Origin of the sequence: Mobilicoccus massiliensis, assembly GCF_000826525.2 — a bacterium.
In the GTDB taxonomy this organism is placed as follows: Bacteria; Actinomycetota; Actinomycetes; order Actinomycetales; family Dermatophilaceae; genus Mobilicoccus; species Mobilicoccus massiliensis.
In genome coordinates, this window is record NZ_LN651325.1 from 86810 (window position 1) to 109542 (window position 22733).

General features: G+C 71.5%; 21 protein-coding genes. 16 read left to right on the forward strand and 5 right to left on the reverse strand.

Annotation, left to right across the window (positions count from 1 at the left end; translation table 11 throughout):
- Window positions 1–16: 16 nt before the first annotated feature.
- Window positions 17–1321 carry an MFS transporter gene (locus BN1197_RS02110; RefSeq protein ID WP_217991135.1) on the reverse strand — a complete coding sequence of 435 codons (1305 nt, stop codon included), beginning with the start codon at window positions 1319–1321 and terminating at the stop codon, window positions 17–19.
- Window position 1322: 1 nt separating this feature from the next.
- Window positions 1323–1976 (reverse strand): ArsR/SmtB family transcription factor, encoded by a 654-nt coding sequence (locus tag BN1197_RS02115; protein ID WP_040155780.1) that lies wholly within the window; start codon window positions 1974–1976, stop codon window positions 1323–1325.
- A 252-nt stretch (window positions 1977–2228) separates the two neighbouring features.
- On the opposite strand from BN1197_RS02115, the gene BN1197_RS02120 reads away from it, so the two are divergent.
- Complete coding sequence (locus tag BN1197_RS02120; protein WP_245851790.1) at window positions 2229–3182, forward strand: DNA-3-methyladenine glycosylase family protein; 954 nt, start codon at window positions 2229–2231, stop codon at window positions 3180–3182.
- A 20-nt stretch (window positions 3183–3202) separates the two neighbouring features.
- On the opposite strand, the gene BN1197_RS02125 is transcribed toward BN1197_RS02120, so the two are convergent.
- Window positions 3203–4156 carry a hypothetical protein gene (locus BN1197_RS02125; RefSeq protein WP_040155782.1) on the reverse strand — a complete coding sequence of 318 codons (954 nt, stop codon included), beginning with the start codon at window positions 4154–4156 and terminating at the stop codon, window positions 3203–3205.
- Window positions 4153–5097: a 2-phospho-L-lactate transferase CofD family protein gene (locus BN1197_RS02130; RefSeq protein ID WP_040155785.1), complete on the reverse strand. Its 945-nt coding sequence runs from the start codon at window positions 5095–5097 to the stop codon at window positions 4153–4155. Before BN1197_RS02130 ends, BN1197_RS02125 begins: the two co-directional genes overlap by 4 nt.
- A gap of 626 nt (window positions 5098–5723) precedes the next feature.
- Here BN1197_RS02130 and BN1197_RS02135 point away from each other — a divergent pair.
- The gene (locus BN1197_RS02135; protein WP_040155789.1) at window positions 5724–5990 is read left to right on the forward strand and encodes a WhiB family transcriptional regulator; all 267 of its coding nucleotides are present in this window, start codon (window positions 5724–5726) and stop codon (window positions 5988–5990) included.
- 175 nt (window positions 5991–6165) lie between these two features.
- Here BN1197_RS02135 and BN1197_RS02140 read toward each other — a convergent pair whose 3' ends face one another.
- Entirely contained in the window at window positions 6166–6606 is a 441-nt protein-coding gene (locus BN1197_RS02140; protein ID WP_040155793.1) for a metallopeptidase family protein, read from the reverse strand.
- A 127-nt stretch (window positions 6607–6733) separates the two neighbouring features.
- Here BN1197_RS02140 and BN1197_RS02145 point away from each other — a divergent pair, with 127 nt between their 5' ends.
- The 14 genes from BN1197_RS02145 (at window position 6734) to BN1197_RS02210 (ending at window position 22719) form a co-directional block, all read left to right on the forward strand.
- Window positions 6734–7117: a DUF3499 domain-containing protein gene (locus tag BN1197_RS02145; protein ID WP_217991139.1), complete on the forward strand. Its 384-nt coding sequence runs from the start codon at window positions 6734–6736 to the stop codon at window positions 7115–7117.
- 114 nt (window positions 7118–7231) lie between these two features.
- Window positions 7232–8653 carry a phosphomannomutase/phosphoglucomutase gene (locus BN1197_RS02150; protein ID WP_040155796.1) on the forward strand — a complete coding sequence of 474 codons (1422 nt, stop codon included), beginning with the start codon at window positions 7232–7234 and terminating at the stop codon, window positions 8651–8653.
- A 45-nt stretch (window positions 8654–8698) separates the two neighbouring features.
- On the forward strand, window positions 8699–8914 hold the full coding sequence (locus tag BN1197_RS02155; RefSeq protein ID WP_040155797.1) for a Trm112 family protein: 216 nt from the start codon (window positions 8699–8701) through the stop codon (window positions 8912–8914).
- Between the two features lies 1 nt (window position 8915).
- A complete protein-coding gene (locus BN1197_RS02160) occupies window positions 8916–10085 on the forward strand; it encodes an SIS domain-containing protein (protein ID WP_040155798.1) in 1170 nt (389 codons plus the stop codon).
- 24 nt (window positions 10086–10109) lie between these two features.
- The gene (locus BN1197_RS02165) at window positions 10110–11507 is read left to right on the forward strand and encodes a mycothione reductase (RefSeq protein WP_040155800.1); all 1398 of its coding nucleotides are present in this window, start codon (window positions 10110–10112) and stop codon (window positions 11505–11507) included.
- Between the two features lie 108 nt (window positions 11508–11615).
- The gene (locus tag BN1197_RS02170) at window positions 11616–12947 is read left to right on the forward strand and encodes an Ig-like domain-containing protein (protein ID WP_040155801.1); all 1332 of its coding nucleotides are present in this window, start codon (window positions 11616–11618) and stop codon (window positions 12945–12947) included.
- 260 nt (window positions 12948–13207) lie between these two features.
- Window positions 13208–13696, forward strand: a complete 489-nt coding sequence (locus BN1197_RS17230; RefSeq protein ID WP_052465876.1) for a class F sortase — start codon at window positions 13208–13210, stop codon at window positions 13694–13696.
- Window positions 13697–13955: 259 nt separating this feature from the next.
- On the forward strand, window positions 13956–15401 hold the full coding sequence (gene ahcY, locus BN1197_RS02180; protein ID WP_040155802.1) for an adenosylhomocysteinase: 1446 nt from the start codon (window positions 13956–13958) through the stop codon (window positions 15399–15401).
- A gap of 167 nt (window positions 15402–15568) precedes the next feature.
- On the forward strand, window positions 15569–16246 hold the full coding sequence (gene mtrA / locus BN1197_RS02185; RefSeq protein ID WP_040155804.1) for an MtrAB system response regulator MtrA: 678 nt from the start codon (window positions 15569–15571) through the stop codon (window positions 16244–16246).
- A gap of 92 nt (window positions 16247–16338) precedes the next feature.
- A complete protein-coding gene (gene mtrB / locus BN1197_RS02190) occupies window positions 16339–18285 on the forward strand; it encodes an MtrAB system histidine kinase MtrB (RefSeq protein ID WP_082043550.1) in 1947 nt (648 codons plus the stop codon).
- Complete coding sequence (locus BN1197_RS02195; RefSeq protein ID WP_040155806.1) at window positions 18282–20096, forward strand: LpqB family beta-propeller domain-containing protein; 1815 nt, start codon at window positions 18282–18284, stop codon at window positions 20094–20096. Before mtrB ends, BN1197_RS02195 begins: the two co-directional genes overlap by 4 nt.
- A gap of 149 nt (window positions 20097–20245) precedes the next feature.
- Window positions 20246–21052, forward strand: coding sequence for a ComF family protein (locus tag BN1197_RS02200; protein ID WP_052465877.1), 807 nt, complete (start codon window positions 20246–20248; stop codon window positions 21050–21052).
- A 233-nt stretch (window positions 21053–21285) separates the two neighbouring features.
- A complete protein-coding gene (gene hpf / locus BN1197_RS02205) occupies window positions 21286–21942 on the forward strand; it encodes a ribosome hibernation-promoting factor, HPF/YfiA family (RefSeq protein WP_040155807.1) in 657 nt (218 codons plus the stop codon).
- A gap of 87 nt (window positions 21943–22029) precedes the next feature.
- Entirely contained in the window at window positions 22030–22719 is a 690-nt protein-coding gene (locus BN1197_RS02210) for a response regulator (protein ID WP_390622696.1), read from the forward strand.
- The last annotated feature ends 14 nt before the right edge of the window (window positions 22720–22733 follow it).

Below are 22733 nucleotides of genomic sequence, written 5' to 3' on the forward strand. Positions count from 1 at the left end.
GAACGCCTCGGGTTGGTCAGGTCACGGTCTCGAGTGCTCGCGAGGGGCGGTCGTTCATGGCTCTGAAAGACGGCAGCACCAGGGGTGCGAGGGTGGCAAGGAGGTAGGCAGCTCCCAGTGCGTAGAAGGCTCCGCTCAATCCCAGGCGATCAAGGAGCTGCGCCCCGAGCAGGCCGCCGAAGGGCATGAGGACCCACGCCATCGCGGTGACGAGGGAGCTGACGCGGCTCACGAGCGGCGCCGGGGTTCGCTCGAACTGAACGGCGGAGATGATGGGATTGAGTACTCCTGAGCCGATTCCCGCGATCGCGAGAACCGTCAGGATGACGGGCATGCTCGGGTCGAGGGCGAAGACGGCGAACCGCGGCAGGCCCGCGAGGAGGTAGCCCGCTGAGTAGGTGGCCAGTCGCGGCATGCGGGCGCCGACCGTCGCGGCGATGAGCGATCCGGCGATCGCGGATGCGGTCATCGTGCCGAAGGCGAGGCCGACGGAGCCTGAGTCGTGTCCGTGGTGCGTGGCCCAGACAGGGACGAGGACGACGACCCATGCCTGGTCGATCATGTTGGTGGCTGCAACCATGACTGCGATGGCTCGAAGTACGGGTTCACGACGGACGAAGGACCAGCCGTCGGCCAGTTGCCCGAGATAAGACCGGGCATCTGCCGCGCCCGGGGCGTTGGTCTCGCCACGCGTCTGCTTGCGGGGGACATTGGTGTGTGGTCGGAGAACGAGTCCGATCAGGGCTGCGGAGAGGGCGAATCCCGCGGCGGTGGCGATGATGGCGTTCGGGGCGCCGGCTGCGGCGATGAGTAGGCCGCCACCGGCTGCGCCGACGCTGCTTGCCAGTCGTTCGGTGGTGCCGGCGACACCGGTGACGCGCTCCAGTGGCTGCCCGCTGAGACGTGCGACCTCCGGCACGAGGGCATACTTCCCGGCGTCCGCGGGTCCGCGGAGGGCACCGAGGACCGTGACCAGTGCCACGAGGGTCGGGAAGGTCAGGAGGTGCATCGCGTGGAGCGTCGGAATGATGGCAGCGACTACCGCGCTGGCAACATCCAGCCAGGACGCCCCGCGAGCCGGGCCGATGCGATCCAGGAACGGCCCGGCCAGAAATTTCGTGACCACCATCGGGGCCAGCTGTGCCATGACGACCAGGCCCGTTTGGCCTGCGGATCCCGTCGTGGTCAGCACGAACCATGGAATCGCCAGGGCTGCGAGGCGGCTGCCCAACACGGAGACGACGTCTGCGCCTGCCCACGCCGCGAAGAGCCGCACACGCCTGCTGCCGGGGGCCTGGTCTGTCGAGGGCTGCGAATTCATGTCAGTCGCCTCGCACGTCGGGTGCCTTCGGCTCGTGATCGACACCCTGTGACTCGGCCCGGTGCGGAATGCGGCCGGGTCGCGGGAAGACGTGGAACTGGAACATGACCTGCTCGCGGTCGTCCGGCGCCGACACCTCTGTGGCATCGCCCCCTTCGTCATCCGCTTCATGCATCGCCGTGGTGAGCAGATCCGAGATCTGCCTCATGAGTTCCCGGGCGCGTTCCGGCGAGAGCCGCATCATCCAGTCGCTGTGCGTCGATGCGAGTTTCCACGCGTCGGGCAGCTCGTCGAACTCCTCCGCGCTCTCCTGCAGAGTCTGGGTGTGGCGGATCACGACCGTCTGCAAGAAGGCCCCCGCTGCCGGCGTTGTGGGATCTTCCACGCGGGTCGTTCGGTGTGCAGCCCGCCACCAGCGCTCCCGCCCGGTCCCCAGCTCGGTCGCTTCGGTGACGTACCCGTGGGAAGCGAGCTGACGCAGGTGGTAGCTCGTGGCGCCGGTGTTGAGACCGAGCTGGCCGGCCAGTCCTGTCGCAGTCTGCGGGCCGTCGCTGCGCAGCAGCCCGAGCATCTTGAGTCGCGTGGGATGTGCGAGCCCGCGCAACTGGTCAGGGGTTGGAACATGTCCAGCAGTCGAATCCATGATCGCAAACATACCTTTGCATAGATACGCATGCAAAGGGATCTTTGCTTCCAGGCTCGTCTGTCCTGCGGGAGTCGTCGCCGAGCTCCTGGAGCGCAGTTCGAGCCGGCCTTGCTCGGCGTCCGCCTATTACCCCAGGAGTGCTGCTCGTGGGGCCGACGGGGCGAGCCGGGCCCCTGCCTGGCGTCTCCCGGGTGGGCATCACGACGTCCCGACGAGTGGCCGGGGTAGGGCTGTCGGTGGGTATCCGTACGCTTCCAGGCGATGAACGAGACGGTGATCGACACGGGTGAGGCGGCGACGACGATGAGTCGTCGCTGGGCGCCGGGGCGACCCGTCTCGCTCATGGCGACTCTGGGCACTCTGCGGCGCGGCAGCGGCGATCCGACGTGGCGTTCGACCCCCGGCGGCTTCGCGACGACGTGGCACACCCCCGGCGGCTGCGTCGCTGTGCGCTTCACCGAGCACGCGCGGCTCGGCGAGATCGAGGTCACCGGGTGGGGTCCGGGCGCCGAGTGGGTGTGTGACCGGTTGCCGCAGATGCTCGGCGCCGACGACGACCCCACGGGATTCGTGCCGCACCACGACCTGGTCGCCGAGCTGTGGCGCCGGTTTCCCGGGTGGAGGGTGCCCTCGACGGGGCTCGTCGTCGCGGCGCTCGTCCCCGCGGTCATCGAGCAACTCGTCACGGGCGCGGAGGCCTTCGCCGGATACCGCTACCTCGTGCGAAAGTTCGGCGACCCGGCACCCGGGCCGTTCGGGCTGACGACCCCGCCGACTCCGCGACGGTGGATGAGCATCCCCTCGTGGGAGTGGGCCCGGGCCGGGGTCGACGCGACCCGCGCCTCCACGGTGCTGCGCGCGGTCTCCTACGCAGGCCGATTGGACGAGTGCGCCCACCTACCGCTGCAGACGGCGCACCGCCGCATGCGCGCGATCCCCGGCATCGGCGTGTGGACGGCGGCCGAGGTCGCCCAGCGGGCGCTCGGCGATGCCGACGCGGTGAGCTTCGGCGACTACCACGTGCCCGCCGACATCGGCTGGGCCCTCACCGGCTCCCCGGTCGACGACGACGGCCTCGCCGAGCTGCTCGCGCCGTACGCCGGCCACCGGTTCCGGGTACAGCGGCTCCTCGAACTCGGGGGGATCCACCGCCCCCGCCGCGGACCCCGCATGACCATCCGCACCCACACCCCCTCGGTGGCGCGGCGGAGGTAGCCGAACCTCGAGTCGCCGGGTCAGTGTCGCCCAGGCGCGCCCGCATCGTCGAGGTAGGCGACGAGAGCGCTCGGCCCGCCCGCGTCGACGCCGTGCTGTACGGGTGTGGCCGCGATGCCTTCGGCCGCGAGGGCGACGACGAGCCGACCCACCGCTACGCCGAGCGACAGATCGTCGGGTGCCTGAACGCGCACCCCGGTCTGGACCGTCGTCAGCGTCACCGCGTCGAGGTCGACGCGCATCCGCACGTACTTGCGCGCCGGGTGGCCGTCGCCGACCACCGGGAACGGCTGAGCAGCGACACGACAGGCGCGGGCGATGCGCTCCTCGACGTCGTCACCCTCCGCGGGCAGCCCGGCCTCGAACGCCGCCGCCGTGCCCGGTACGACGCCCAGGGCGGTCCGCACCGCCTCGTAGCCGTGATCGTCCACGACGGCGCCGCCGTCCGAGAGGTCGACGGTGTCGTCGTAGCCCGTGACGAGGACGGCTGGGGCGTCGACGCAGCCCAGCAGCGTGGCGAGCATCGACGGTGCCTCGCCCGCCACCGCCAGGGCCACGGGGGCCACCGGAGTCGTCGACGCACGGGAGGCGAGGACGACCTCCACCGTCCCACCGAGCGCCACGCGCAGCTCGGACGCAGCGGCACCGGCATCGACCGGAGGAAAGGCGACCATCCCGTCGCCGGCGGCCTGGGCGCCGGCGTCGACGAGATCGGCGCAGGAGCCGTCGGCTCGGATCACACGGACGACCCGTCGCACCCCCTCGGGGCCGAGACGTTCGCTCACGACGGAGTGACCACGGCGCATGACCTCGACCACCCGTTCCCGAGCGGGCAGCCGGGGGCCCAGCACCGTCGCGTCGACCACGAGCACCCCGCCGATGTCATCCAGCAGCGCTCGCACCTGGGCAGCGACGTCGGCCGGGCCGCCCGCGGACAGTTGAAGAGGACGGATCGAGAGACTGCCGGGGTTCACGAGGCCACTTCCTCGGAGATCTCGCCGGCCAGGCGCACGGCGGTTCCTGCGAGCACGCCCGGGAGCGGCTCCGCGATCCCGCGTACGGCCGTGTCGCGCAGTGAACTCCGGACGGCATCGAACTCGGCGTCCGGCACGACGCAGCCGTCGAGGATGTCGGCGTACAGCCCGGCGGCAACATCTCTCGAGGTGTAGTCGAGGTCGAGGGGCTGCACGGTCGCCGCCTCGTCGCCCCGCATCGGCAGGAGCGTGGGGCCGACGCCGATGACCTGCGCGGATGTCCCTCGGAGAGCATCACGGACGCCGGGGAGGCCGAGCATCACTCCGAGGCCGGTGACCGGTGCGGTGAGCGGAACCAGCACCGCAGTGGCCCCGCGAATCGCCTCGAGCACCCCGGGGGCCGGTGTCGCGCTCGCGAGCCCGGCGGCGCTGATGCGCACGGGGCGTGCATCGTCGCCGGACATCCGGGTCGATGCCCACTCGCGGGCGTGGACGGCGCGCTGTGAATCGCCGTCGTCGAGAACGACGTGGGCCTCGACGGGCTGATCACTCATCGGCAGCAGACGGGCTCGCGCCTCGACGGCGGCCATCCGGTCGCAGGTCTGTGAGAGCGAGACGCCCGAACCGAGCCACCGGCTGCGCGCGATCGCTCGCGCGAAGGTCCGGTCGTCGGCAGGGAACCAGTCGGGGACGGCGCCCCATCTCCGCAACTCGTCACGCACGGCGTGTGTCACCCGGCCCGGCGAATCCGCCTCCGGCGAGAGCAGGTCGGCGACGGCATCGAGCTCCGGGCAGAACCGCAATCCGCACAACGTGATGTCCTCGGCGGTCCCCGCGACGATCGTCACGTCGGTCGAGTTCGACGACGCCTCCCGCCACGTCAACAGGTCGGAGACGAACGCCGCGCCACCGAGGCCACAGGCGAGGACGGTGAGATGCATGGGCGACAGTCTCCCACCCGCTCCACGAGGCCTACGCCCGGTGATCGACATGACGCAGGGGACGCCGGGGAGGGTCCACGTCAGGCGATCGCATGCATGCATGGCTTCGGTAGACCTGGCACGTCGTCGAAGGCGTGCTCGGTGCGCACGAGGCGTGCACGGATGCCGCATGGCGTGCATCGAACGCGCCCCGCCACCTCGCTCTCGGTAGGGGGCGTCGGGCATCCAGAGGCGGCCTCGTCGGCGCCTCCGGCGGGCCCGACAGGGCGTTCTCGAGGTGCGCGACGGGTGGCGATGACCTCGTTCTCGAGGGTGTGGGCAGGGGGTGGAAACGGCCCCGCGTGAGGTGGTCACCAGGGGGTGTGCAACGGTGTCCCCGAACGCATTTCGGTCGCCCGACCAGGTCATTCGTCCAGGTCGGGCAGCCTTACAGGCTAAGAGAACTGCGCTTGACTTCCCGGGATGACACGCGTGTAATTTTGCGTGTCGTCGCTCCCCGAGCCGAAGGCGAAGCGCTATGTGCAACGTCCTCGGCAAGGGTGGGCCTCTGGGGGAGGGGCCACGCGCCGGCGCGCCGCTCTCGGGTGGCACACCGTCACGCAGCAGACCCAGCACCAGGAGGGGCCATGAACGAACTATTGCTCGTCGCGAGTTCGGATGCCGTCGAGGAGACCGTGCTCTCCTGGCAGGACCGGGCACTGTGCGCGCAGACCGACCCAGAGGCGTTCTTTCCCGAGAAGGGCGGCTCGACCCGCGAGGCCAAGCGCGTCTGCGTCGGCTGCGACGTGCGGGCCGAGTGCCTCGAGTACGCCCTCGAGCACGACGAGCGCTTCGGTATCTGGGGTGGACTCTCCGAACGTGAGCGTCGCAAGCTGCGGCGGCGCGCGGTCTGAACGGCGGGCCGAGACATGTCGACGGCGGCGCGGATCCCACGGGGTCCGCGCCGCCGTCGTCTGTCGCCGTAGTCCAGTTGTCGTCGTAGACCAGTTGTCGTCGGCGGCCTGTCCTCGGCGGCCTGTCACTGGCCGTCGGTGTGCCGAGGCCGCGTGAACCCGCTCAGCAGTCCGCTCAGAACTCCTCGTCGCCCTGGTAGCCCGGGTCGAGCGAGGTGGGCTCGACGCCGAGGGCGCTCGCGATCTGCTCGACGACGATGTCGTTGACCATCACGGCGAGGTCGCGGGGGTCGTCGGCGCGGGTCTCGACCGGACGTCGGTAGAGCACGATGCGGGCCGGGATCCCGCGCTCGGCCGGAAAGAGGCGGCTGAGCGGCACCCGGTCCGGTTCGAACGGCGTCGGGTCGGTGGGCGGCACGAGCTCGACCGCGAACTCGATGTCGCCGATGCCCGAGCCCACCCGGCGCTCCACCCGCTCGACCGCGTCGAGCACGAGGTCGTCGAACGTCTCCGACCGCGAGGTCATCGACGGCACCGGGGGCCACACGAGCGGCCCGCGCACGCCTCGGCCGTGGCGGTCGCGGCGGCGCAGCGGGCGGGGCGGACGTCGGTTCATGGCCGTCACTGTACGGCGCCACCCGCCCCGATCGCGGAGCTCCGACGCGGCCCGGCGGACCCTGTTGTCGGCGTGGCAGCGCGCGTCAGGGCCGGTCGCCGGCGTTACTCTCTGACACGTGAGTCTGATGCGACGGTGTTCTCGAACGGCCTGCGGGCGATCCGCCGTGGCGACCCTCACGTACGTCTACGCGGAGCAGACCGCCGTCCTCGGCCCTCTCGCGACGTTCGCGGAGCCGCACACCTACGACTTGTGCTCGTTCCACGCCGAGCGACTCACCGCGCCGCAGGGCTGGGAACTCGTGCGGCTCGCGACGCACTTCGAGGAGGCCCGCGACGGCGACGACCTCCTCGCCGTGGCCGAGGCCGTGCGCGAACAGCGTGAGACCGCCTCGCCGCCGCTGCCCGGATTGGACTCCTTCGACGACCAGGCCGGTGAGGGCGACGGCACCGACGGCTTCGGCCGGGTCGCGCACCTGCGGGTTCTGCGCGAGGGCGGCGGCCGGCCCTGACCTCGGCCTCGCCCGGGGTGAATCCTGCCGAGCCCTATCGACTCCTGCCGACCCGTACCGGCCCGCTCGACCGGCCGCTGGGCGCCCACCTCCCCACCCACTAGGCTGGCCTGCGTGAACGAGAGCCGTCTGACCGACTTCATCAAGGCCTACGACGTGCGTGGCCTCGTCCCCGAGCAGCTCGACGCCGACGCGGCCCGCGCCATCGGCGCCGCGTTCGCGCGGGTGGTGGCGATCCCCGACGAGGCGGGCGGCATCGTCATCGGCCACGACATGCGGCCTTCGTCGCCGGAGCTCTCGCTCGCGTTCGCCGAGGGTACCCGCGCGAACGGCCTCGACGTCACGCTCATCGGGCTGTGTTCCACCGACGGCCTCTACTACGCCAGCGGCGCACTCGACCTGCCCGGCGCGATGTTCACCGCCAGCCACAACCCCGCGCAGTACAACGGCATCAAGATGTGCCGTTCGGGTGCGCGCCCGGTCGGGCAGGATACCGGTCTCGCCGAGATCACCGCGGTCGCCCAGGCGATCCTCGACGGCGCGGAGCCCGAGGTGCCCGAGGCGGCCGGCGACGTCACGCCCGGCTCGATCGACGAACGCGATCTGCTCGCCGACTACGGCGCGTTCCTGCGCGGGCTCGTCGACCTCAGCGGCTCTCGCCCGCTCACGGTCGTCGTCGACGCGGGCAACGGCATGGGTGGGCACACCGTCCCCAGCGTGCTCGCCGATCTGCCGTTGACGATCGTGCCCCTGTACTTCGAGCTCGACGGCACGTTCCCCAACCACGAGGCCAACCCCCTCGAGCCCGAGAACCTCCGCGATCTGCAGCGCGCCGTCGTCGAGCACGGCGCCGACATCGGCCTGGCGTTCGACGGTGACGCCGACCGCTGCTTCGTCGTCGACGAACGCGGCGAGCCGGTGAGCCCGTCGGCCATCACCGCACTCGTCGCGGCTCGCGAGATCGCCAAGGAGGTCGCCGAGGGCGTTCCGGCCGGTGACGTCGCCATCGTCCACAACGTCATCTCGAGCCGGGCCGTGCCCGAGGTCGTCGCCGAACACGGCGCGCGCGCCGTGCGCACCCGCGTGGGGCACTCCTTCATCAAGGCCGAGATGGCACGCGCCGGAGCGGTGTTCGGCGGCGAGCACTCCGCGCATTACTACTTCCGCGACTTCTGGTTCGCCGACACCGGCATGCTCGCCGCGATGCACGTGCTCGCCGCGCTCGGCGAGCAGAGCGCCCCGCTCTCGCAACTCGTGGCCGAGTACGCGCGCTACCCCGCCTCGGGCGAGATCAACTCCAAGGTGGCCGACACCCAGGCGGCCGTCGCGCGCATCCTCGACTGGGCGCCGCAGGATGCCACGCAGGATCACCTCGACGGCCTCACCCTCGGCTCGACAAGCGGCCCGATGTGGTGGATCAACCTGCGCAAGAGCAACACCGAACCCCTCCTGCGCCTCAACGTCGAGGCCGAGGACGAGGCCACGATGCGGCGCGTCCGCGACGAGGCCCTCGCGCTCATCCGCCAGGACGCCTGAACTTCCACAGCCACCCTCCACGACCTGACCCCACAGGAGTACGACATGACCCAGTCCGGCACGTCCCGCATCGCCCCGTGGCTGCGGGAGATCCTCCGCTGCCCGGTGACGGGCTCCGAACTCGTCGACGGCGTGGCGCCCGACGGCAGCCCGGAGCTGCAGGCCGTCGCCGCCGATGCCGCCGGCGTGCGTCGCGCCTACCGCGTCGAGGGCACGATCCCGGTGCTCCTCGCCGACGAGGCCCGCACGATCGACGCCTGAGATGGTCTACCTCGACGAGGCGCTGCTCGACGACGAGGACCACCTGCGCGCGTGTGACCGGCGCGGCACCGTTCGCGCGTTGGCCACGGCGGGGGCCCAGGTGCGCGAGGGGCTCGCGCTGTCGGCCGATGCCGACATGGCGCGGCTCGCCCGCGGCGATCGCCCGCGATCGGTGCTCGTCGCCTCGCTCGGGGGCTCCGCCGTCGTCGCCGACGTGCTCGACATGCTCGCCGAGCCCGGCTCTCCGGTCCCGGTGTCGGTGCGTCGCAACGTGCCGTTGCCCGGCTGGGTGGGCCCCCTCGACCTCGTCGTCGCCGTCTCGTTGTCGGGCCGCGCTCGCGGTCCGCTCGCCGTGGCCGCCGAGGCGGCCCGCCGCGGAGCGTCGCTGCTGACCGTCGGGGCGAGCGATTCGCCGCTGGCGGCGGTGTGCGCGCGGGCCCGCGGAGTCCACGTCGACGTCGGTCGCGACCGGGTCTCCTCCCGCACCTCGCTGTGGTCGTTGCTCACCCCCGTGCTCGTCGGAGCCGACGCCCTCGGGCTCGTCGACGTGCCCGAGTCCACGCTCCTCGGTGCGGCCGACCGCCTCGACGCCGAGGCCGACGCGTGCCGGCCCTCCTCGGAGTCGTTCGTCAACCCCGCCAAACTGCTCGCCCTCGGCCTCGCCGGTACGGTGCCGGTCGTCCTCGGCGACGGGGCGTTGAGCGGGGTCGCCGCCGCTCGCGCCGCCGCGATGCTCGCTCGCACCGCGCGGGTGCCCGCCACGCACGGCGAGCTGCCGGACGCTGCCTCGCAGATCGTCGCGACCTTCGACGGGCCCTTCACCGCCGGTGGGGGAGAAGGGGTCGACACGAAACACGACATCTTCGCCGACCCGTTCCTCGACGGCCCCTCGATGCCGCGGCTCTCGATGCTCATGGTGCGCGACGCGCCCGCCGAGATCACGACGCCCGAGGAGGCCGACCTCGCCGCGCTCACCGACGCGGTGCTCGCGACGGCCGAGGACACCGGAGTGCGCGTGTCGACGGTCGTCGCCGAGCCGGGCCCGCCGGTCGTGCGGCTGGCCGGCCAGATCGCGCGCATCGACTTCGCCGCCACCTACCTCGCCATCGGCTCCGGGCTCGATCCCGCCGAGTCCCGCCACCTGCACCAACTACGCGATCGGTTCAACTGAACCGCCGCGCCGAAAGGACCCCCCGTGGACCACGTCGACCTCGCCATCATCGGAACGGGCTCCGGCAACTCCCTCGTCACCCCCGACTGGGACGGCAAGCGCGTCGCGGTCATCGAGTCGGGTGCGTTCGGAGGCACGTGTCTCAACGTGGGATGCATCCCGACCAAGATGTTCGTCTACCCCGCCGAGGTGGCCACCACGGTGCGGGAGGCCTCGCGCTACGGCGTCGACGCCCACGTCGACGGGGTGCGCTGGCGCGACATCCGCGACCGGGTCTTCGGGCGCATCGATCCCATCTCCGCCGGAGGTGAGCAGTACCGCATCGAGGGGGAGAACACGACCGCCTACCTCGGCCGCGCCCGCTTCACGGGCGCACACACCCTCGAGGTGGCCCTGAACTCCGGTGGCACCGCGCAGGTCGAGGCCGATCAGATCGTCATCGCCACGGGTTCGCACGCCGTCGTCCCGGCGGCCGTCTCCGAGGCGGGCGTGCCGTTCCACACCTCGGACACGGTGATGCGCATCGACGAGTTGCCCGAGCGCATCGTCATCATCGGCGGCGGTTACATCGCCTGCGAGTTCGCGCACGTGTTCTCGGGGCTCGGTGTCGAGGTCACGGTCGTCGCCCGCGGTGAACGGCTGCTGCGGCACCTCGACGGCGATGTCTCGCGACGCTTCACCTCGGCCGCCGTCACACAGTGGGACGTGCGGCTGAACACGCAGGTCGACGGGCTGTCGAGCGTTCCCGCTCGCGACGGCGGCGATCCACGCCACGTCGACGCCACGCTCACCGACGGCACGACGATCGAGGACGCGCTCCTCCTCGTGTGCACGGGCCGTGTGCCGAGCGTCGACGACCTCGACCTGTCCGCGGCCGGTGTCGAGCAGCATCCCGACGGACGTGTCGTCGTCGACGAGCACGGCCGCACGACGGCGCCGGGGGTGTGGGCGCTCGGCGACGTGTGCTCCGAACACCAGCTCAAGCACGTCGCCAACCACGAGGCGCGGGTCGTCGCGCACAACCTCGTCCACCCCGACGACCTCAGGTCGTTCGAGGAGGACGTCGTGCCCGCGGCGGTGTTCACTCGGCCCCAGATCGCGACCGTGGGGGCGACGCAGGAGGAGCTCGAGGAGGCCGGCGTCCCGTTCCAGTTCAAGGTGCAGGAGTACGCCGACGTCGCCTACGGCTGGGCGATGGAGGACACGACCGGGTTCTGCAAGGTCCTCGCCTCGCCCGAGGGTCGCATCCTCGGCGTCCACCTCATGGGCCACGAGGCGTCGATCGTCATCCAGACGGCGATCCAGGCCATGGCGCTCGGCCTCACCGCGCACGAGACGGCCCGTGGCCAGATGTGGATCCACCCGGCGCTGCCCGAGGTGCTCGAAAACGCCCTCCTCGGCATCGAACAGTCTCAAGACTGATCGAATCCTTAACAACCTCAGTTCTTTTCGCCGCTTCCACGCGGTTTTCGGGTTCTTAGCATCTTCTCGAGTGGGTGCGCGTCCCGGCGTGCCCGGAGCAGAGAAGAGATGTCCATGCCCCGTTTGTCGCACACGCTGCGCGCATCGAGCGCGCTCGCGCTCGTCGCCGCAGGACTGGGCCTCGGCCTTTCCGCCGCCGACGCGTCCACGGTGCCCGGTGCCGTGACCGACGTGCGGATCGAGGAGAGGGCCGCCGCCACGTGGTCGCAGCTCAAGCTGCACCTGGACTGGCGAGTGCCGGACGGCACGTCGTCCGGCGACACGTTCGTCCTCACGTTGCCCCAGGAGCTCCGGGCGACCGACGGCACGAGATTCCGCCTGCGCGACAAGGCCGGCGCGACCGTCGCCGAGGCGTCGGTGACGGGGCGGCGGGTCACGTTCACGATGACCGACTACGCCCGCAGCCACACCGGGGTTCACGGATCGGCATGGTTCTGGGTCGAGTTCGCCGACGGTGTCGCGCCGGGGGACTCCCTCGATCTGCGGTTCGACGTCGACTCGGTGGTCTTTCGCGATCAGGTGCGGATCGAGCGGCCAGGGCCGGGCAACCCCTCCTATCCCGTGAAATGGCAGCGGTGGACGAGCCCCGAGCGCGACCGGTTCCTGTGGGCCGTCGACGGGCCCGTCGTCCAGCCCAACATGGTCGGCTCCTCGTACGAGATCACCGACAACCCCGGCCCTGGGCAGCGGCTCGACTGCGATCGGATCGACGTCTTCACCGGTACCCGCGACGACACCTGGACCCAGACCGGCTACATCGTCAAGAGCCGCCTCACCGACTTCTCGTGCACCCCGGCGAAGGTCCGCATCGTCGTCACCCCCACCGCCGACCAGGTGGGCCAGTCGTTCCGACTGCTCGGCATGTCGATCGTCACCGACCCCACCCTCACGGAGTACCGCAACGACGGGTTCGTCCGCCTCTGGAACAGCGTCACGTTGCCCGTCACCCACGCCATCCGCGCCGGGGGCGGCGGGGAGGGCACCGGGCTCCTCCGCCCTGCCGTCACCGCCACCGCCACCCCCACCTCGGTGCCGACGAGTGCCACCCCCACGCCGACGGCGACCGTACCGGTGATCGTGCCCGGTCAGCCCGCACCGACGACGTCCGGGATCCCGATGTCATCGACGACGCACACACTGGCGCCACCCCGTCGGCCACGAACACCTCCACCTCGACGACCACGGTGGCGGCGGCGTCACCCCGGCCGGCTCGGTCCGCGCCCGGAGCCGCTCCGAAGCGCATCGACACCGGGGTGCCGCAACAGGGAATGGACGTGCGCATCGCCGGCGCGGGCGGAGCGCTCGCCCTCGCGAGTGGAGCCGAGCTCATCGCCCTCTCACGGCGCCGTCCGCGCACCGACCGGTCCTGATCCGGCGTGACGACCGTCCGCCGCAGCATCGCGGGTGCCGCGGCGCGTACGGCTCTCGGTGCCGGAGTCGTCGTCGGCCTCGGGCTGGTCGGCCTGGGGGCAGTCGGTCGGGGGCCGGCGGCGCCGCCGGACGCGCCGCTACCCTCGCAAACCTTCGACCTTCGCGAGACGCCCCCACCCGCGCGTACGCCGTCGTCCGGGTCGGCTACGCCGCGGGCGCCGTCGTCCCCGGCTGCGTCGTCCCCGACTCGGGACCACCCGACGACGGGTGTGGTCGCGGCGGCCCGGGCGCCGGTGCCGGACCCCTCCCGGCTGCGCATCCCCGATCTGGGGGTCGACGCCCCCGTGTCGCGGGAGCGCGTCGCCCCCTCGGGTGAGCTCGTCATCCCCGGCGACCCGCACGTCGTGGCCTCCTGGCGCGCCACGGACCGGACGACCACGCAGACGGACGGAGTTCTCGTGCTCGCCGGCCACGTCGACAGCAACGGCCGCCTCGGCGCACTGCATCCGTTGTCACAGGTCGAGCCGGGCATGCAGGTCGTCACCTCCGACGCGGCCGGCCGCGCGGAGACCTGGCGGATCGATGCGCTCGAGGTGCGACGCAAGGACGACCTACCCGCTTTCTCGGCGCGTGGAGAGCGCCGGCTCGCGATCGTCACCTGCGGCGGACCCGTGGTCGAGGACGAGCGGGCTCGGGGCGCCGGCGATACCCGCGGTTACCGCGACAACGTCGTCGCCTGGGCCTCGCCGGCTCCCTGAGCCGCCGACGGCCCGCCCGGCCCACATGGCACGGGCCGCCCGCGAGGTCCACCGCCGTCCACGGGTCGACTCGGCGTCGTGCGCTCAGCGCGCTAGGCTGGCCCTCAGTTCCGGCGTGGGTGATGACCCGCTGCGTGATGCCCGGCTCCTCCTTCGGGGGTGAGCGCGCGTCCCGGCCCAGAAGGGCGTCGCCGGGGCCGATCCAGGCCGTCCAGTCGTGCCCACGCGCCGACTTCACACCACCACCGAAAGAGTGCACATGACTGTGGAACACCAGGTCCGCGACCTGTCCCTGGCCGAGGCCGGCCGTCACCAGATCCGCCTCGCCGAGCACGAGATGCCCGGCCTCATGGCCCTGCGCGAGGAGTACGCGGGCAAGAACCCCCTGGCCGGGGCCAAGATCGCGGGCTCGTTGCACATGACGGTCCAGACGGCCGTGCTCATCGAGACCCTCATCTCCCTCGGTGCCGAGGTCCGCTGGGCCTCCTGCAACATCTACTCGACGCAGGACGAGGCGGCCGCCGCGGTCGTCGTCGGCCCGAACGGCACCCCGGAGGACCCCCAGGGCGTGCCGGTCTTCGCCTGGAAGGGCGAGACGCTCGAGGAGTACTGGAACTGCACCGACAAGATCCTCACGTGGCCGAACGGCGAGTTCGCCAACATGATCCTCGACGACGGTGGCGACGCGACGATGCTCGTGCACAAGGGCCGTGAATGGGAGCAGGCCGGTGGCGTGCCGCCCACCACCGAGGAGGACTCCGAGGAGTTCACCGTGTTCAAGGCCCTCGTGCGCCGCACGATGGCCGAGGACCCGACCAAGTGGACCGAGATCGCGAAGCACATCAAGGGCGTCACCGAGGAGACGACCACCGGTGTGCACCGCCTCTACGAGCTGGCCCGCGACGGTGAGCTGCTGTTCCCGGCGATGAACGTCAACGACGCCGTCACCAAGAGCAAGTTCGACAACAAGTACGGCTGCCGCCACAGCCTCATCGACGGCATCAACCGCGCCACCGACGTGCTCATCGGCGGCAAGACCGCCGTCGTCTGTGGTTACGGCGACGTCGGCAAGGGCTGCGCGGAGTCCCTGCGCGGCCAGGGCGCGCGCGTCATCATCACCGAGATCGACCCCATCTGCGCGCTGCAGGCGGCGATGGACGGCTACCAGGTCGCCCGCCTGGAGTCCGTGGTCGACAGCGCCGACATCTTCATCACGACGACCGGCAACTTCGACGTCATCACCGCCGACCACATGCGTGCGATGAAGAACAAGGCCATCGTCGGCAACATCGGCCACTTCGACAACGAGATCGACATGGCCGGGCTCGCCAAGACCCCGGGCATCACCAAGACCGAGATCAAGCCGCAGGTGCACGAGTGGACCTTCGAGAACGGCTCCTCGATCATCGTCCTGTCGGAGGGGCGCCTGCTCAACCTCGGTAACGCCACCGGTCACCCGAGTTTCGTCATGAGCAACTCCTTCGCCGACCAGACGATCGCGCAGATCGAGCTGTTCACCAAGGCCGGCAAGGACGACCAGTACCCGATCGGTGTGTACGTGCTGCCCAAGCACCTCGACGAGAAGGTCGCCCGCGCGCACCTCGCCTCCCTCGGCGTCGAGCTCACCGAGCTCACCAAGGCCCAGGCCGAGTACATCGGCGTCGACGTCGCCGGCCCGTACAAGCCGGACCACTACCGCTACTGATTCGGTACTGACCCGGTGCCGACCGCGTGACGACATGACGGCCGCCCGCACTTCTTCCGAAGGCGCGGGCGGCCGTCTCGCGTGCTGGTCATCGCGATGCCGCGGCTGAGGCTAAACTTGGAGTCGGCCGAGACGTCGGCCGTCACAGGGGATTCGGAGGGACATCCATGAAGGCGCGTGTGCTCGTCGTCGACGACGACCTTGCTCTCGCGGAGATGCTCGGCATCGTTCTGCGCAACGAGGGCTTCGACGTCGATCACGTGGCCGACGGCTCCGAGGTGCTCGGCGTCTTTCGCGAGACACGCCCCGACATCGTCCTGCTCGACGTGATGCTGCCCGGCATGGACGGCATCGACGTGTGCAAACGGCTGCGCGCGGAGTCCCCGGTGCCGATCATCATGCTCACCGCCCGCACCGACACCGTCGACGTCGTCGTCGGTCTCGAATCCGGTGCCGACGACTACGTGAGCAAACCGTTCAAGCCCCAGGAACTCATCGCCCGCGTGCGCGCCCGCCTGCGCCGGGGGGAGGAGCCCGCGCCCGAGCGTCTCTCGATCGGCGATCTGGCGATCGACGTGGCGGGCCACTCCGTCAAGCGCGACGGCACTCCGCTCTCGCTCACCCCACTCGAGTTCGACCTCCTCGTCGCTCTCGCCCGCAAGCCGTGGCAGGTCTTCACGCGCGAGGTCCTCCTCGAGCAGGTCTGGGGTTACCGGCACGCCGGTGACACCCGCCTCGTCAACGTCCACGTGCAGCGCCTGCGCAGCAAGATCGAGAAGGATCCCGAGCACCCCGAGATCGTGCTCACCGTGCGCGGCGTCGGCTACAAGGCAGGTCCGGCCTGAGCTCCGCGCCCCATCCCGGTGACGCTGCTGGAGCGCCGCGCCCCGCGAGCGCGGCGCCTCCCGACGGCGTCATCACCTCGGCTGCTCCGGGGGTGACCACGGCCGAGCATCGAGCCCGCGATGCCGCCACCACCGACGCCGTCGACACTGCCCGCTCCGCCGACAGCACCCGCGCCCTCGAGAACGCAGCCGACAGCGATACGGTCGATCAGGGGGGCACCGCCGGCGCTCTCGCCCCCGTCACCCGCGCGTGGCGGCGCCTGCAATCGGCGGTCCTGCGCCTGTGGCGCGGGGTGCGCCGCCTGTGGCGCACGAGCCTGCAGTTCCGGGTCGTGCTCACCACCATGCTCATCGGCACCGTGGTGACGATCATCCTGCAGTCGTTCCTCTACGAGCGCATCGCCGACGCACTCGTCTCGGCGCGGATGGCCACGGCGCAGCAGGAGGCCGCCAACGGCGCGCGCGACATGCGCCTCAAGCTCGACAGCACCGATCAGACCGATCTCATGCGCATCCAGCAGGTCGCCGCCGACACGATGCGACAGCAGGAGAACCAGAGCTCCGACCAGACCCGCACCCTCATCCTCACCCGTGCGATCAACAACCAGCACGGGGTCGCCAACTGGACCACGATCTACGCCAACGTCCCGCTCACCGTCATCCCGCAGGAGCTGCGTCAGGCCATCGCGGACGACCCCAACCACCAGCAGGTGCAGATCGTCCCCGTGCCCGGGGAGAACGGGCGTGAGGTGCCCGCGGTCGTCGTCGGCACCCAGGTCCAGATTCCCGAGGCCGGCGCCTACGAGCTCTACTACATCTTCCCGATGCAGCGGGAGGAGGACGTGATGTCGCGCGTGTGGCGCGTGTTCGTCGTCGGATCGGTCGCGTTGGTCGCGGCGCTCGGTCTCATCGCGTTCGTCGTCACGCGCATCGTCGTGGACCCGTTGCGGCAGGCCTCCGAGGTCGCCGGCCGGCTCAGCGACGGCCACCTCAACGAGCGCATGCTCGTGCGGGGTGAGGACGACATCGCGCGCCTCGCCACCGCGTTCAACGACATGGCCGAGCATCTCCAGCAACAGATCCGCCAGCTAGAGGACCTCTCGCGAGTGCAGCAGCGGTTCGTCTCCGACGTCTCGCACGAGCTGCGCACCCCACTGACGACGATCCACATGGCCTCCGAGCTCATCCACGACCAGCGCGACTCGTTCGACCCCGTCGTCGCCCGCTCGACCGAGTTGCTCCACGCCCAGGTCGAACGGTTCGAGGAGCTGCTGGCCGACCTGCTCGAGATCAGCCGCTTCGACGCCGGCGGAGCCGCGCTGGAGCTCGAGGCCACCGACCTGCGGATCGTCGTCGCGCGCGTCGTCGCCGGGGCCGAGCAGCTCGCCGAGGCACGAGGCAGTGACATCGTCGTCGCGGGCGACGAGAATCCGCACGTGGTCGCCGTCGACGGCCGCCGCGTCGAACGCATTCTGCGCAACCTCGTGGTCAACGCCGTCGAGCACGGCGAGGGCAGGCCCGTGACCATCGAGCTGGCCTCCGACCAGGACGCGGCCGCCGTCGTCGTCGCCGACGAGGGCATCGGCCTCGCCCCGGGGCAGGCCGCGCTCGTGTTCAACCGGTTCTGGCGCGCCGACCCCTCGCGCAAACGCACCACCGGCGGCACCGGTCTCGGCCTCGCGATCTCGCTCGAGGACGCCCACCTCCACCACGGACGGCTGGAGGCCTGGGGGGAGCCCGGCCGCGGTTCGCGGTTCCGGCTCACCCTGCCGCGCGTCGCCGGGAGCACGCCGGAGGGCTCACCTCTGCCCCTGGAGCCCCCGCACGCGCTGCCCGCCGCCGAATCGCCCGATGCGAGCACGGAGTCCATCGGGAGCGGGATCGGGATCCGTAGCGGGGGCGGGGATGAAGGTGGGGACACGGACTCCACCCGCTCGCCGTCCGACCCGGCCGCCTCGTCCCCGGCGCCCGGTGACCTCGAGGCCCGGCCCGCCGGTCGGGCGCCCGGCCCCGGCACGTCCCGCGGAGCCTCGTCGTGACCCCCCGGCTCGTCCCCGCGAACCTGCGCCGCACGCTCACGGTGACGGTCCTCGTCGCCGCGATGCTCCTTCTCGCCGCGTGCGGTGGCCTGCCCCGCAGCGGGCCGATCAACCGCGGTCTCGAGGTCGGGGTCACCAACTACCACCCCATCCGCCTGCAGTTCGAGGCGCCCACCCCGGGCGCCTCGCCGGTCCAGATCGTCCAGGGATTCCTCGCCGCGAGCTCCTCGACCGAGGACGACTACGCCGCCGCCCGCGCCTACCTCACCTCGCAGGCGTCGAAGGCGTGGCGACCCAAGGAGCAGGTGACGGTCTACGGCGACTCCGGCAACGTCTCGCTGAAGTCGAAGGACGGGGCGGTCGACCTCAGCACGTCGGTCGTGGCCCGGGTCGACGAGACCGGGCGCTATCTCGCGGCCTCCCCGGGCGAGGCCGTCGCCGCGACGCTCGGTCTCACCCAGGTCGAGGGCGAGTGGCGCATCTCCAGCGTGCCCGACGGGTTCGGGGTGTGGTTGAGCCGCTACTACTTCGAGAACGCGTTCGGGCAGTTCACGCTCGCCTACGCCGACCCCTTCGCGCAGATCCTCGTCCACGACTACCGCTGGTTCCCCCTAGGTCAAGGTCTGCCGACGAGCCTCGCGCGTGCGCAGCTCGCCCCGGTGCCGGGCTACCTCAAGGGCGCGGTCGTCACCGGATTCCCGCCGGGGACCGACCTCGCCGTCGACTCGGTGCCGATCGTCGACAAGGTGGCCCAGATCGAGCTCACCGAGCTCAACACCACCACCGACCAGCGCCGTGCGGCGCTCGCCCAGATCCTCGCCACCATGCGCCAGGTGCCGGGGGTGAGCGCGGTCGCGGTGTCCGTCGGCGGCACCCCCGTGCAGGTGCTGGGGATCCAGGGCCTCGCGACGAGCACCGAGGACTTCGGCTACACCTCCGCCGAGACCGCCCCCGCCGCGGTCGTCCTGCGAGACGGCGACCGCCTGCAGGCGACCGACTTCTCCGGGTGGCTGCGAGGCGGGGAGAACCAGCGCCCGGTCACCTCGAGCCTGCCGGCCGTGTCGCCGAAGTGGGAGGCGCTCGCGGTCTCGGAGAAGCTCGACGAGGTCAGCGGGGTCAGCCACGACAGGGCGACGCTCTACCGGTGGACACCGCGCGGAGGCGGCAGCCCGCCGCCGTTCGGCTCCTCGCTCACCGACCCCGCCATCGATCAGCGCGGCCGCACCTGGGTCGGCGGCATCGGAACCGACCGGGCCCCCCGCATCTGGTGGGTCGCGAACGGTGCCGTCGCCGGCACGCCGCCCGCCCCGATCGAGGCGCCCTGGCTCGAGGGCAAGGTGGTCGCCGTGCGGCCCTCGCCGGGAGCCAGGCGGCTGGCCGTGGCCCTCGCCGACCCCGCGGGCACGACGTCGGTGTACGTCGCTGGCGTCTCCGTCGGGCAGGGCGGATCGCCGGTCTCGCTCGGCAAGCCCTGGCGCGTCGCCGCCGGGCTCTCGCAGCTGCGCGACCTCACCTGGGCCGACGGCGGCTCGCTCGCGGCCGTGACCGCATGGGAGAGCTCCGAGGTGCGGCCGACGATCCTGCCGCTCGGCGGCCCGATCGAACCGCTGCCGCCGGTACGCGACGTCGTGCAGATCGCCACCGCGGGCGGCGACGGCCAGCCGCGCTGGGGGCGCTCTGCGGCCGACCGCCGCTCGACGCGCTTTCGGGGGGTGCTCGTCGTCACCTCCACCGGCGCCGTGTGGCGACGGGTGGGCAATGCCTGGCAGAGCCGCGGCCACGTCGACGAGCTCATCGTCCCGGGGTTCTGACCGCGCCGCACCCACCTTCGTGGCGTCTCCTTCCCACCTCCACCTCTGGGTCCCCATCGCCGCACACACCCCACGACGTCGGAGGCCGGTCGTCCACAGGCAGGCCGGGGCGTCTCCCACACGCGAGGGAGATCGGGCAGGGTCGAGTCATGCGGACGCCTCTGCGCGGGGGCGCGGCCGGTCTCCTGCGTGCGACGAGAGGTGTCCTCGCGGCCACCGGCGCGCTCGTCGATCTCGCGGTGCCGGTCTGGTGCGGCGGCTGCACGGCGCCCGGAACTCCGTGGTGCCCCGACTGCGCCCGTGAGCTGGACCGGGCGGCCGCCTATCCCCGCCTCGTCGCCGGGCCCGCCGGAACCGCCTGCGCTCCCGAGGGGTTCGTCGTCGCCGCTGCGCCCTACGCCGGGGTCGTGCGTCATGCCGTCGCCGCGTTCAAGGACGGGGAGCGCCGCGACCTCGCCTCCGTGCTCGCGCCACCCCTACGGGCCGCGATCGTCACCGCCGTCGCGCTCGCCGCCGACCGCGCACCCCTGAGCGAGGACGTCCTGGCGGTCGTGCCCGCACCGTCGTCCCGACGGTCGAGGCGCGTACGAGGCGACGTCCCCACCCACGTGCTCGCCCGGCAGGCCCTCGCGGGGGTGGAGGTGCTCACCGGCCGACCGTGCGCGTGGGCGCCGGTCCTGCGACACGCCCGGGCCGTGTCCGATCAGGCTCGTCTCACCCGGGCCGAACGTGCCGCCAACACCGAGCGCGCGTACGTCTCGACCGACGCCGGGTCGTTGTGCGGTCGCGACGTGCTCGTCGTCGACGACGTCGTGACGAGCGGGGCGACGGCACGCGAGTGCGTCCGGGCGCTGCGCGCGGCCGGGGCCCGCCCGATCGCGGTCGCGGCGCTCGCCTCGACCCCTCGTCACGCGGCCACGGCCGGGGCACCCGATCGCGCCGATATGTACTCATGACCTGCGCCGCGCCGCGCCGGTATCACTTCCCCGCCACACCTTCGTCGTCTACGGTTCAGGTAGGTGTCCGACGCAGGGCACCGCCCGTGGTTCTCCCCGACCCCGTCGTGGGCGACGACGTCTTCGGACCTCCCCGCCCCCGCGGTCGCGGCGGTCGACGAAGGAGGTGATGAGGTTCCCTCACCCGGGCTCGTGCGAGCCCGTCATCACCGAAGAGTCACAGGAGGAATCCCGTGGAGATCATCGTCACCGGCCGTCAGATCAAGGTCTCTGACCGCTTCCGAGAGGTTCTCGAGGACAAGCTCGCCAAGGTCGAGCAACTCGCGCCCCGCACCCAACGGGTGGAGGTCGTGCTCAGCCACGAGACCACCCGAGGCGCGCCCAAGGGCAGCGAGCGACTCGAGATCACGTGTCTGGCCAAGGGCCCCGTGGTTCGCGCCGAGGCGTACTCGGAGGACAAGTACACAGCTCTCGACCTCGCCCTCGCCAAGCTGACCGAGCGGCTCCGTCGGGTCGGTGACCGCCGCAAGGTCTCCCGACGCCGCGGTGGACCCGACCTGCAGACCGCCGTCGCCGGACTCGAGATCGCCGAGATGGGCGGTCCGGAGCCGCAGGCGCCCGAGGAGAGCCCCGCCCCCGCCGGTGACGTGAGTCATCGCATCCCCGCTCAGGGCGACTCGCCCATCGGGGTACGCGAGAAGATCCACGCCTCCGCCCCGATGACCCTCGAGCAGGCGCTCTCGGAGATGGAGCTCGTCGGGCACGACTTCTACCTCTTCCACGACATCGACACCGACCACCCGAGCGTCGTCTACCGGCGTCGCGGGTGGGACTACGGCGTCATCCACCTCGAGGTCTCGCACGAACAGCAGGAGGCGCAAGCGGTCTGACCCCATGACTCGTCTCCACCGGGCGGGGTCGGCGCAGCGGCGCCGGCCCCGCCCGTGTGCTGCCGAGCGCGTGCCATGATGGCCGGCGTGAGCAGCGACACCTCGAGGCGCGGGGGCACCGGGAGCCGTCCCACGCGGGTCGTCGTCGTCGACGATCATGTGCTCTACCGCCGCGGGCTCGAGGTGGTGCTCGGCACGGAGGACGATCTGGAGATCGTGGGGGAGGCCGCCAACGGCGTCGACGCGGTCGAGCAGGTGCGTGAGGTGCGCCCCGACGTCGTCCTCATGGACGTGCGCATGCCCGGGGGAGACGGCATCGAGGCGTGCCGAGCGATCCGCGACCTCGGTTACGGCACGCGGGTCGTCATGATCACGACCTCGGAGGACGAGAAGGACCTCGTCGCCGCGATCCGCGCCGGCGCCAGGGGGTATCTGCTCAAGGACGCGCCGCCCGAGACGATCATCGACGGCATCCGCGCGGTGCGAGAAGGGCAGTCCCTCCTGTCGCCCGAGCTCGCCTCGACGTTGCTCGAGGAGTTCTCGGCGATGGTCTCGAGCGAGGAACGCCGCGAGGACCCCACGACCGCGCTCACGGAGCGGGAACGGCAGGTGCTCGGCGTGCTCGGCGAGGGCCTGACGAACCGCGAGATCGGGGGCCGGCTCTTCATCAGCGAGAACACCGTGAAGAACCACGTGCACAACATCCTCGACAAGCTGGGCCTGCATTCGCGCACCGAGGCGGCCCTCTACGCCGTGCGGCGCCGACGCGACTCCTGACCGGCCCCGAAATG

Bases quoted from the DNA above. Each gene is read 5' to 3' on its own strand.
- BN1197_RS02110 (WP_217991135.1), bottom strand. From the start codon at position 1,321: ATGAATTCGCAGCCCTCGACAGACCAGGCCCCCGGCAGCAGGCGTGTG.
- BN1197_RS02115 (WP_040155780.1), bottom strand. From the start codon at position 1,976: ATGTTTGCGATCATGGATTCGACTGCTGGACATGTTCCAACCCCTGAC.
- BN1197_RS02120 (WP_245851790.1), top strand. From the start codon at position 2,229: ATGAACGAGACGGTGATCGACACGGGTGAGGCGGCGACGACGATGAGT.
- BN1197_RS02130 (WP_040155785.1), bottom strand. From the start codon at position 5,097: ATGCATCTCACCGTCCTCGCCTGTGGCCTCGGTGGCGCGGCGTTCGTC.
- BN1197_RS02135 (WP_040155789.1), top strand. From the start codon at position 5,724: ATGAACGAACTATTGCTCGTCGCGAGTTCGGATGCCGTCGAGGAGACC.
- BN1197_RS02140 (WP_040155793.1), bottom strand. From the start codon at position 6,606: ATGAACCGACGTCCGCCCCGCCCGCTGCGCCGCCGCGACCGCCACGGC.
- BN1197_RS02145 (WP_217991139.1), top strand. From the start codon at position 6,734: ATGCGACGGTGTTCTCGAACGGCCTGCGGGCGATCCGCCGTGGCGACC.
- BN1197_RS02155 (WP_040155797.1), top strand. From the start codon at position 8,699: ATGACCCAGTCCGGCACGTCCCGCATCGCCCCGTGGCTGCGGGAGATC.
- BN1197_RS02160 (WP_040155798.1), top strand. From the start codon at position 8,916: ATGGTCTACCTCGACGAGGCGCTGCTCGACGACGAGGACCACCTGCGC.
- BN1197_RS02170 (WP_040155801.1), top strand. From the start codon at position 11,616: ATGTCCATGCCCCGTTTGTCGCACACGCTGCGCGCATCGAGCGCGCTC.
- ahcY (WP_040155802.1), top strand. From the start codon at position 13,956: ATGACTGTGGAACACCAGGTCCGCGACCTGTCCCTGGCCGAGGCCGGC.
- mtrA (WP_040155804.1), top strand. From the start codon at position 15,569: ATGAAGGCGCGTGTGCTCGTCGTCGACGACGACCTTGCTCTCGCGGAG.
- BN1197_RS02200 (WP_052465877.1), top strand. From the start codon at position 20,246: ATGCGGACGCCTCTGCGCGGGGGCGCGGCCGGTCTCCTGCGTGCGACG.